Source organism: Streptomyces sp. NPDC044063 (assembly GCF_056434285.1).
The window spans coordinates 47,358-57,718 of sequence record NZ_JBWKFM010000010.1 but is presented as its reverse complement, the minus strand read 5'-3'; the positions used below and the strand labels follow the sequence as shown (position 1 = coordinate 57,718).

Annotated in this window: 6 protein-coding genes; 4 read left to right on the top strand and 2 right to left on the bottom strand. The window is 76.5% G+C overall.

All coding sequences use genetic code 11. From position 1 onward, the window contains the following. The first annotated feature begins 170 nt into the window (after window positions 1-170). Together AC07BS_RS14955 and AC07BS_RS14950 are read left to right on the top strand one after the other, a co-directional pair. Window positions 171-1,601, top strand: a complete 1,431-nt coding sequence (locus AC07BS_RS14955; RefSeq protein WP_478932417.1) for an N-acetyltransferase family protein — start codon at window positions 171-173, stop codon at window positions 1,599-1,601. Between the two features lie 50 nt (window positions 1,602-1,651). Continuing rightward, window positions 1,652-3,337 (top strand): DUF885 domain-containing protein, encoded by a 1,686-nt coding sequence (locus AC07BS_RS14950; protein WP_478932415.1) that lies wholly within the window; start codon window positions 1,652-1,654, stop codon window positions 3,335-3,337. 42 nt (window positions 3,338-3,379) lie between these two features. On the opposite strand, the gene AC07BS_RS14945 is transcribed toward AC07BS_RS14950, so the two are convergent. Both AC07BS_RS14945 and AC07BS_RS14940 read right to left on the bottom strand, forming a co-directional pair. Next, on the bottom strand, window positions 3,380-6,781 hold the full coding sequence (locus AC07BS_RS14945) for an AAA family ATPase (protein ID WP_478932413.1): 3,402 nt from the start codon (window positions 6,779-6,781) through the stop codon (window positions 3,380-3,382). Next, on the bottom strand, window positions 6,778-7,944 hold the full coding sequence (locus AC07BS_RS14940; RefSeq protein WP_478639543.1) for an exonuclease SbcCD subunit D: 1,167 nt from the start codon (window positions 7,942-7,944) through the stop codon (window positions 6,778-6,780). Before AC07BS_RS14940 ends, AC07BS_RS14945 begins: the two co-directional genes overlap by 4 nt. Window positions 7,945-8,354: 410 nt before the next feature. Between AC07BS_RS14940 and AC07BS_RS14935 the strand changes: the two genes are divergently transcribed. Both AC07BS_RS14935 and AC07BS_RS14930 read left to right on the top strand, forming a co-directional pair. Continuing rightward, window positions 8,355-9,107, top strand: a complete 753-nt coding sequence (locus AC07BS_RS14935) for a thioesterase II family protein (protein ID WP_478639544.1) — start codon at window positions 8,355-8,357, stop codon at window positions 9,105-9,107. 14 nt (window positions 9,108-9,121) lie between these two features. Continuing rightward, on the top strand, window positions 9,122-10,255 hold the full coding sequence (locus AC07BS_RS14930) for a helix-turn-helix transcriptional regulator (protein WP_478639547.1): 1,134 nt from the start codon (window positions 9,122-9,124) through the stop codon (window positions 10,253-10,255). Window positions 10,256-10,361 lie beyond the last annotated feature (106 nt).

Sequence of the window (10,361 nt, the reverse complement as noted above, 5' to 3'; positions counted from 1 at the left end):
TCCCCCCCCCCCCACCCCCCCCGTCCCCGCCCCTCCCCCCCCCCCTCCCCCCCCCCCCCCCCCCCCCCCCCCCCACCCCCCCCCCTCCCCCCCCCCCCCCGCGATCGTCCTTTACCCACCGGACACAGGACGTTCGTGATCACGCAACACCGCTCGGCCAGGGTGGTGCCATGACCGACGAGAACTCCGCGAAGAGCTTCCCCGGCCATCACCCGCACCCCCGCCGACACCACCACTGGCGCCGCGACCTGGTGGAACTGGCCGCCCTCTTCACCGCGGTCGCGGCCGCCGACACGGTGGCCGACACGGTCGTACACGTGTCCGACGGCCCGGCCCTGCTGATCGGCTCGGCGGCCGCCCTGCTCGCCACGGCCGGCGTCCACACCTGGTGGTCCCGGCGCCGCGGCCACGCCCCGGCGCCGGCCGCCGCGCCGGCCCCGGCCACCCCGCCGCCGGCCGCCGCGCCCGGCGGCGAGGGCGAGCGGGGCGCCACGACGCTGTGGCGGATGCGGACGACCGTACGCGACGAGCCGGGCAGCCTGGCCGCGCTGTGCCTCGCCCTGGCCGGCCGGCACGTCGACATCCTCTCCCTCCAGACCCACCCGCTGGCCGACGGCACCGTCGACGAGCTGCTGCTGCGCTCCCCCGCCGCCCTGTCCCCCGCCGAACTGACGGCGTCCGCCGCCGCCGGCGGCGGACGCGACACCTGGCTGGAGCGCGCCGACGCCCACGACCTCGTGGACGCCCCCACCCGGATCCTGGGCCTGGCCACCCGCACCGCGCTGGACGCCGCCGAACTCCCCCTCGCGCTCCGCCGGCTCCTCGGCCGCTGCACGATCCGCTCGGTGCCGGAACGGTCGGCACGGTCCGGCGGCCCGGCCGCCGCGCCGGTGCCCGAGGACGGCACGTGGGAGGACACCGTGATACGGCTGCGCGACCCATCCGGCGGGTCGATCACCATCGAGCGCCCCCACCTCCCCTTCACGCCCACCGAGTTCGCGCGCGCCCGTGCCCTGGTGGAGCTCGACGCCCGCCTCGGCCCCCGCCTGCCGGCGCACGGCGACGTGCTGACGCTGCCCGAGGGCAACGAGATCACCGTCCGCCGGGCCGGACCCGGCGACCTGGACGCCGCCCGCGCCATGCACGACCGCTGCTCCTCGACCACCCTCGCGCGCCGCTACCACGGCCCGGTCGCCGACGCCGACCGCTATCTGCGCCACCTGCTCGGCCCGCGCTTCGGCCGCACCCTGGCCGCGTACACCGCATCCGGGCGGCTGGTGGCCCTCGGCCACCTGCTGTGGGACGGCGACGAGACCGAGGTCGCGCTGCTCGTCGAGGACGCCTGGCAGCACCGCGGGATCGGTGGGGAGTTGCTCGGCCGGCTGGTGGCCCTGGCCGGCGAGGCCGGCTGCCGGAGCGTCTACGCCGTCACCACCGCCTCCAACACCCCCATGGTCGCGGCCATGCGCGCCCTGGACCTGCCGCTGGACTACCAGGTCGAGGAGGGCACCCTCGTCATCACCGCCCGGCTCGCCCCCGAGCACGCCCGGCACGTCACGACGCGATCCGGCCGGGCACGGCTCGACGTCCCCTCGTCCTGACGCTCCTTAATGCGGTGACGGCGCGGCACCGCGCGTACGAGGATGAGCGCATGCCGAACACGACAACCACCCCCCTGCCCCGCCAGGTCGCCGACGCCCATGTGACCGCGTACACCGCCCTCGACCCCATCACCGGCACCTATCTGGGAGTGGCGGAGTCCGCGCGGCGGCTGCCGGACTTCTCCCCCCGGGGCATGGCGGCCGTCGCCGACCTGGCCCGCTCCACCCTCCGCGAGCTCGACCGGGCCGAGACCCGGCCGGGCGCGGACAGCGACGCCGAACGGCGCTGCGCCCGGCTGCTGCGCGAGCGGCTCACGGCCGAATTGGCCGTGCACGACGCGGGCGAGCACCTGTGCACCGTCAGCAACCTCCACTCGCCGCTGCACGCGGTGCGCGAGGTCTTCACCCTGATGCCCACCGACACCCCCGACGACTGGTCGGCGATCGCCGAGCGGCTGCACGCCGTGCCGGCCTCGCTCGACAGCTACCGCGCCGCCCTGGCCGAGGGCCTGGACCGCGGGCTGAAGGGCGGCCCGCTCCAGGTCGCCACGGTCCTCGGCCAGTTGGACGAGTGGATCGGCACGGGCACCGGCTGGTTCGGCGACTTCACGGCGCCCGGGCCCGAGGAGCTGCGCGCGGAGCTGGACAAGGCCGCCGGAGTCGCCACCGGGGGCCTGGCCGCGCTGCGCGACTGGCTGCGCGACGTCTACGCGCCCGCCGTCGAGGGCGCCCCCGACGTCGTGGGCCGCGAGCGCTACGCCCGCTGGTCGCGCTACTGGAACGGCACCGACCTGGACCTCGACGAGGCGTACGCCTACGGCTGGTCCGAGTTCCACCGCCTCCTCGACGAGATGCGGGTGGAGGCCGAGAGGGTCCTGCCCGGCGCGGGCACCCCGTGGGAGGCGCTGGCCCACCTCGACGTCCACGGCGCCCACATCGAGGGCGTCGAGGAGGTCCGGGTCTGGCTGCAGGAGCTGATGGACGAGGCGATCGAGGCGCTGGACGGCACCCACTTCGAGCTGGCCGAACGCGTCCGCCGCGTGGAGTCCCGCATCGCCCCGCCCGGCGGCGCCGCGGCCCCGTACTACAGCCAGCCCTCGGAGGACTTCTCCCGCCCGGGCCGCACCTGGCTGCCCACCCTGGGCGAGACCCGCTTCCCCGTCTACGACCTGGTCTCCACCTGGTACCACGAGGGCGTACCCGGCCACCACCTGCAACTGGCCCAGTGGACGCACGTCGCCGACCGGCTCTCCCGCTACCAGGCCACCATCGGCATGGTCAGCGCCAACTGCGAGGGCTGGGCGCTCTACGCGGAGCGGCTCATGGACGAACTGGGCTTCCTCACCGACCCGGAGCGCCGCCTGGGCTACCTCGACGCCCAGATGATGCGGGCCGTGCGCGTCATCATCGACATCGGCCTCCACCTGGAGCTGGAGATCCCGGCGGACTCCCCCTTCCACCCGGGCGAGCGCTGGACGCCGGAGCTGGCGCGGGAGTTCTTCGGCCTCCACAGCGGCCGCCCGGCGGAGTACCTGGAGAGCGAGCTCGTGCGCTACCTGGGCATGCCGGCCCAGGCCATCGGCTACAAGCTCGGCGAGCGCGCCTGGCTGGCCGGCCGTGCGGCGGCCCGCGCGGCCCGCGGTGACGCCTTCGACCTCAAGGCCTGGCACATGACCGCCCTCTCCCAGGGCTCCCTGGGCCTGGACGACCTGGTGGCGGAGCTGTCGGCATTGTGACGACCGCCGGTGGGGGCGCTCCGGGGCGCCCCCACCGCGCGCTCAGCCGGCCGGCGCCGTCAGCAGCCGCACCGAGGACCCCGACCGCTCCTTGACCACGCGCAGCTGCGCGGGGACGCGCTGCCGCAGATCCGCGACATGGCTGACGATGCCGACCGTGCGGTCCCGCTCGCGCAGCGAGTCCAGCACGTCGAGCACCTCGTCCAGGGTCTGCTCGTCGAGACTGCCGAAGCCCTCGTCGATGAAGAGCGTGTCCAGCCGGATGCCGCCCGACTCCTCGGTGACCACGTCGGCCAGGCCGAGGGCGAGCGCGAGCGAGGCGAAGAACGTCTCGCCGCCGGAGAGCGTCGCGGTGTCGCGTTCGCTGCCGGTCCACGCGTCCACGACGTGCAGTCCGAGGCCGGAGCGGCCGCGGCCGCCGGTCCGGGCGTCGGAGTGCACCAGCGTGTAGCGGCCGGACGACATGCGCAGCAGGCGGGCGGAGGCGGCCGCCGCCACCTGTTCGAGCCGGGCGGCCAGGACGTACGTCTCCAGGCGCATCTTGCGCTCGTTGCGCGCCGAGGTGCCCGCGGCGAGCGAGGCCAGCTCGGACACCCGGTGGTGGTCGGCGCGCAGCGGCGCCAGCCGCCGCGCGTCGGCGACGGCCTCGGCGGACAGCCGGTCCAGCTCCTCGCAGCGGGTACGCGCCGCCGCGTCCTCGGCGGACAGCCCGCGCAGCACCCGGGTCGCCTCGGCGACGGCCGCGAGCGCGGCGTCCGGGTCGGCGGGCGGGAGCGCGGCCGCCGCCCGCAGGCCGTCGTCGGCCAGCTCCGCCGCGACGGCGCGCTCCTCGTGTTCCCAGGCGTCGATCCGCTGCCGCAGCGCGCGCTGCCCGGCGTCGTCGAGCAGCGCCTCGGCGGCCAGGTGCGGGGTGTCGAACCCGGCGCGGTAGGCGGCGTCGGCAAGCCGGGCGTCGGCGTCCTTGCGGCGGCCGGCGGTGCGCTCCGCCTCCCGGGCGGCCGTGGCGGCGCCGGCGAGGAGGGCGAGCCGCTCCTCCAGCAGCGCGGCGCGCTGGGCCACGGTCCCGGAGCCGTCGCGCGCCTGCTCCAGATCCCGCCGGAGCGCGGCCAGTTCGTTGTCGAGGCCGTCCCGGCGGGTGGCGTGGGCGGCGATGCGCAGCCGGGCCTCCTCCTGGCCGGCGCGGCGCCGCTCGTACTCCCGCTCGGCACCGTCCAGGGCCTCGCGGGCCGCGTGCAGCGCAGCGGCGGCGGCCCGGGCCCCGGCGTGGGAGCGCTCCAGCTCGCCGACGAGGTCCGCGAGTTCGTCGGTGCCGGCCTCGCCGGCGTCCGCCGTGGCCACGGCCAGGGCCTCGCGGAGCGGGCGCAGCGCCCGGTCGGCCTCGTCGCGTACCGCGTCGGCGCGCTGCGAGGCGGCGAGGGCCGCCTCCTCGGCCGCGCGGTCCACCTGGCCGGCGCCCGCGCGGGCCGGGTCGGGGTGCTCGGTGGCCCCGCAGACGGCGCACGGGGCGCCGCCGACCAGCTCGGCGGCGAGCTCGGCGGCGATGCCGCGCAGCCGGCGTTCCTTGAGGTCCAGCCAGTGCTCGCGGGCCGCGGCGGCCGTGTCGCGGGCGTCGCGGAGGGCGGCCGCGGCCGCGTCGGCCTCGCCGGCGAGGCGGTCGCGGCGGCGGGCGGCGTCGAGCCGCCGGCGCTCGGCCTCCAGCCGGGCCCCGAGCTGCTCGGCTCGGCCCACCGCGTCCTGGGCCTCGTCGACGCGGCGGCGGTGGGCGCGCCGGTCCTCCTCCCAGGAGGCCAGCCATTCGGTGGCGTCGGCGAGCGCCGCCTCGTCGGCGGCGGCCGCGCGCTCCAGCCGGGCCGTCTCCGCGACGATCTCCTCCGCCCGGGTCTCGGCGCGGCGCGCGGCGGCCAGCGAACCGAGCTCCTCGCGGAGCGCGTGCTCCAGGGCGGCCAGCTGCTCGGCGCCGGCCTCGCGGTGCGCGGCGGGGAGCCGCTCGCGGGCCCGCCGCTCGGCGGCGGCCGCGGCGCGGTGCTCCTCCTCGGCCCGGTCGCGGAGCTCCAGGGCGGGCGCGACGGTGCCGGCGGCCCGGGCCCGCTCCCACCGCTCGCGTACGGCCCGGATCTCCGGGAGCCGCTCGGCGAGCGCCTCGGACCGGCGGACGGCCTCGGCGTGGCGCCGCTGCAGGGCGTACCGTTCGCGGGCGGCGTCGGCCCGCGTCTGGGCGGCCCGGTGGTCGTGCTCGGCGGCCCGTACGGCGGCCGCGGCGATGTCCCGCCGCTCCCGCGCGTTGACCCGCGCGAGGGCCCCCCACTCCAACACGGCCTCGACCAACCCGGCGTCCCCGGCCCCGAGCACGGTCTCCCCGGCCCGCTGCGCGGGCACGGCGACCGGGCCGCGGGCACGCCCCCGGGCGGCGGCACCGCGCGCCGAAGCCTCGTCGGGACCCGCGCCGGCACGCGGCCGGCCCGACGCGGACGTACCCCACGCCGCCGGGGCGACGCCGGACGCCGCAGCGCCGGCCGCAGCGGCCGCGCCCCGGCCCGCCGGCGCCGCGCCGAGCGCCGAAACCCCGGCCGGACCCGTGCCGGCGCCTGCCGGACCGCCCGGCTCCCCGGCGAGGCGCCCCACGGCGCCCGTCCGGTCGGGCCCCGCCGCACCCCGCGCCGCCGGTACGGCACCGCGCACCGCGGCCCCGGCCGTACGGCGGCCGTCCGGCTCCGTCGTGGGGCCGCACGCCGTGGACGGGGACGGCGTGCCCACCTCCGGCAGGGACGGGTCGCCGGCCGCCTGCCGCATGCGGTGGCCGAGGGCCAGCAGGTGGTCGTCGCCCGCGCGGACGCGGGCCTCGGCCGTGCGGCGGAGTTCCGCGAGGCGGTCCTCCACGGCGGCGAAGCGGCCGGTGTCGAAGAGGCGGCCGAGCAGGCCCGCGCGGGCGCCCTCCTCGGCGCGCAGGAAGCGCGCGAACTCCCCCTGCGGCAGCAGGACGACCTGGCAGAACTGCTCGCGGCTCATGCCGAGCAGCTGGGTGATCTCCTCGCCCATCTCCTGGAGGGAGCGGCTGAGGGCCTTCCACTCCCCGCCGGCGGTGCGCTCGCGCAGGGCGCCGTAGGCCTTCTCGCGGGTGACGCCGGTGCCGCGCTTCTTGGGGCGTGGCTGTTCGGGGCGGCGGGTGATCTCCAGGCGCCGTCCGCCGGCGGTGAGTTCGAGGACGACCTCGGTGGGGAGGCCGGCGTCGGCGTGGTCGCTGCGCAGGGTGAGCCCGGCGGCCTGGCGGGCGCCGGGGACCGCGCCGTAGAGGGCGTAGCAGACGGCGTCGAGGACGGAGGTCTTGCCGGCGCCGGTGGGGCCGTGGAGCAGGAAGAGCCCGGCGGCGGAGAGTTCGTCGAAGTCGACGCGCTGGGTGCCGCCGAAGGGCCCGAAGGCGGTGATCTCCAGCCGGTGGAGCCTCATCGGGTCACCTCGCGGGCGGCGTCGGTCACGCGGACGGAGTCCAGGACCGCGGTCAGCACGGCGCGTTCGTCCGCGTCGGGGCCGAGGCCCCCGCGTACGTGGGCCACGAAGTCCTCGGCGATCTCGCGGTCGACGCGGCCGCCGATCCGCCCGGCGTAGGAGGAGTGGGTGTCCTCGGGGGCGCGGTCGGGCGCGAAGGCGAGGCTGAGGACGTGCGGGAAGCGGCGGGCGAGCCGGGCCATCGGCTCGGCGGGGCGGACCGGGTCGGTGAGGGTCGCCTCCACCCAGGCGTCCTCGTGGCGGTCGAGGGCGGGGTCGGCGAGCAGGTCGTCGAGGTGGCCGCGGAGGCGGGCGAGCGGGCGCGGGACGGGGCAGTCGACGCGTTCGGCGGTCACCTCGCCGCCGGGGCCGAGGTCGACGAGCCACATGGTCTTGCGGTGGGTGGCCTCGGAGAAGGAGTAGGCGAGGGGGGAGCCGGAGTAGCGGATCCGCTCGGTGAGGGCCTGGCTGCCGTGGAGGTGGCCGAGGGCGACGTAGTCGACGCCGCGGAAGACCTCGGTGGGGACGGAGGCGACGCCGCCGACGGTGATGTCGCGCTCGCTGTCGCTGCCGGTGCCCCCGGCGACGAAGGCGTGGGCGAGGACCACGGACCGGGTGCCGGCGGGCCGGGCGGCGAGGTCGGCGCGGACCCGCTCCATGGCGGCCTCCAGGACGGCGGCGTGCCCGGCCCGCTCGGCGCCCAGCGCGTCGCGCACCAGGGCGGGTTCCAGGTAGGGCAGGCCGTAGAGGGCGACGTCGCCGTGCTCGTCGGAGAGCAGCACGGGCGTGCCGCAGGAGGCCGGGTCGGTGCGCAGGTGGATGCCGGCGCGCTCGATGAGCCCGGCGCCGACGCCGAGGCGGCGGGCGGAGTCGTGGTTGCCGGAGATCATGACGGTGGGCACCCCGAGCTCCGCGAGGCGGTGCAGCGCCTCGTCGAAGAGCTCGACGGCGGCGAGCGGCGGCACGGCGCGGTCGTAGACGTCGCCGGCGACGAGCACGGCGTCGACGCCGTGCTCCCGCACGGTGCGCACGAGGTGGTCGAGGAAGGCGCGCTGGGCTTCGAGGAGGTTCACGCGGTGGAAGGACCGTCCGAGGTGCCAGTCCGAGGTGTGCAGCAGCCTCACTGGGCGACTCCGACCCGCATGGTTGTCTTCCTCCACAGCCGCTCCGGCACCGATCCGTCGTCCTCCAGTCTCGCATCCGCCGCTCCCGCGTCGGTGCCGAACGAGGTGGCCGGTTCTCGCGCGAGGCGCCCTCGAAAAAGACTGTGTCCAGTACACATTTGAATTAAACGTGGCACTCGTCTCAGCCCCGGCAAGGGCGATAAGCGGCCTGTGCCCACATTGCCCGAACAATGTAGCTGGACATGTAAACTACCCGCCTTCTAGCGTTCGGCGTACAACTACCCCCACCCTGCGTTCAACTGCGCCCGCACGCGGCGCCGCGAATATTTATAACGGAGGGAAACCGCCACCTGCGCGGAGATCCGAATACTGCCGCGCGATTCGGCGACCTCGTGACTCTGGAGGTCCTGTTGAGCATCGAACCCCCTGCCACCCCCCAGAGCTGGATCAGGGTGTTCAACCCCGCACCCGACCCCCTGGTGCGTCTCGTCTGCTGTCCGTACGTGGGCGCCTCGGCGGCCGCGTACGCCGCCCTGTCCGCCGCGCTTCCCCCCTCCGTGGAGACGCTGGCGGTCGAGTACCCCGGCCGCCGGGGCAACCGATCGGAACCGGCGATCGACGACGTCGTACGCCTGGCGGGCCGCGTCGCCGACGAGCTCGCCGACTGGTCCGACCGGCCGCTGGCCGTCTTCGGGCACAGCATGGGCGCCGCCGTCGGCTATGAGACCGCCCGCGCCCTCGAACGCCGGGGCACCCCTGTGACCAGGCTCTTCGTCTCGGGACGCCCCTCCCCCTCGGCCGGCCTGCGGCTGACGCTGGCCTCCGACGAGGAGCTGGTGGCCGAGCTGCGCCGGCTCGGCGGCACCCCGCCGCGGCTCCTCGACAAGCCGGCCTTCCGCAGGATGATCCTCGGCTCCGTCCGCACCGACTACCGCGCGAACACCTCCTACCACCGGCCGGCGGACGACACCCTGGCGTGTCCCGTCACCTTCCTGCTCTCCACCGCCGACCCCTACGTGGGCCCGGCGGACGCGGCGGCCTGGAAGGAACACACCACGGGCGACTTCCGGCTGACGGAATTGCCCGGGGACCATTTCTTCTTCGCCGACAGTCCCGCCCGACTGGCCGGGGAAATCATGGCGGATCTCGGGAACGGCCGATGACGAGGGAATTCACGATGAAGCGAACCGCACCGGAGCGGACCGCACCGGCTGCCGATGACACCGATGAGCTGGCACTTCAGATCTACGCCTGGTCCCTGCACCGCACGGAAATACATCTTCCGGAGGCCGAGCGGGAATTCGGACTGCCCCGCGAGAAGATCGGACGGGCCCTCGATCTGCTGACGGAACTGAAACTCGTCCGGTACGACGCGTCCAAGGAGGTCTTCGTCGGGGTGAGCCCCAGCGCGGCCCAGGTGGAGCTGATCGCGCCCATCGAGGAGCAGATCCACGAGCGGCAGGACCGGCTCGCCGCCATCCACCAGCGGCTCCGGAGCTTCTCCGACGTCTTCACCTCCGCCCAGCGCGACCGGATGCGGCACGAGACGGTCGTGATCCCGGAGAACGAGGAGCACCTGCGGCTGCGGCTGGCCGACGCCGCCCGGCACTGCTCCTCCGAGATGCTGATCATGGAGGCGGGGGGCTGCGACGGCGGCGCCCGGCTGTTCGACCGCCACGTCTGGCCGACGGCCCTGCGGCTGCTGGCCCGGGGCGTCCGGGTCCGTACGCTCCACCAGCACACCGCGCGCACCGACGCCCGGGCCCGCGCCCGGGTCCAGGAGGCGACGGCCGCCGGGGCGACGGCCCGCACCTGCGACGACCTCTTCGGGCACCTCGTCGTCCTCGACGGCAAGGCGGCCCTGGCGGTCCTGCCCTCCACGAGCGACCCGGAGGAGGCGGAGCCGAAGAGCACCATGATCTACGACCCCACCGTCGTGGGCCTGCTGCGCGGCGTCCACGAGCACGCCTGGCACGCGGCCGTCGAGTTCGACCAGGGCGCCGTCCGGTACGGCGAGACCCTGGACGCCCTCAAGAGCACCATCCTGCGGCTGCTGGCCACGGGCCTGAAGGACGAGGTCGTCGCCCGCCGCCTGGGGATGTCGCCGCGCACCTTCCGCCGGCACATCGCGAGCATCATGGACGAACTGCGCGCGGAGAGCCGCTTCCAGGCGGGGATCACGGCGGCCCGCTCGGGCCTGCTGGACGCCGACAGACCGGACACGACCCCTCCGCCCTTCTCCGCCCGGCCCGCGATGACGCTGATACCGCCCCTCCCCCGGACGGAGGGGGGCATCCTGTCGCGGATCTGAACCGGTCCCGGGGGGGGGGGGGGGGGGGGGGGGGGGGGGGGGGGGGGGGGGGGGGGGGGGGGGGGGAGAGGGAGAGGGGGGGGGGGGGGGGTGGGGGGGGAGGGGA